The 255-nt window shown below is 65.1% G+C and carries 1 protein-coding gene; it reads left to right on the top strand.

Translation table 11 applies throughout. The annotated features are described in order from the left end of the window. Positions 1–255, top strand: a 255-nt coding sequence (locus RVY79_RS20550; RefSeq protein WP_317466441.1) for an AAA family ATPase, incomplete at both ends; no start/stop codon positions are given.

Here is a 255-nt window from a genome sequence, read left to right as displayed (position 1 = left end):
ACTACATCTTCGACCGGGAGACGACGCTCGCGATCCTGGCGGGTTTCGCGCGCAACCGCCGCGTGATGGTCACCGGCTATCACGGTACCGGCAAGTCGACCCATATCGAGCAGGTGGCCGCCCGGCTGAACTGGCCGTGCATCCGCATCAACCTCGACAGCCACGTCTCGCGCATCGACCTCGTCGGCAAGGACGCCATCGTCCTGAAGGACGGCAAGAAGGTCACCGCCTTTCAGGACGGCATCCTGCCCTGGG

The sequence above is a fragment of the Chromohalobacter sp. HP20-39 genome (genome assembly GCF_033052815.1).
GTDB lineage: Bacteria > Pseudomonadota > Gammaproteobacteria > Pseudomonadales > Halomonadaceae > Chromohalobacter.
The sequence above is the reverse complement of the archived record's forward strand: the minus strand, read 5'-3'. Positions and strand labels throughout refer to the sequence as shown.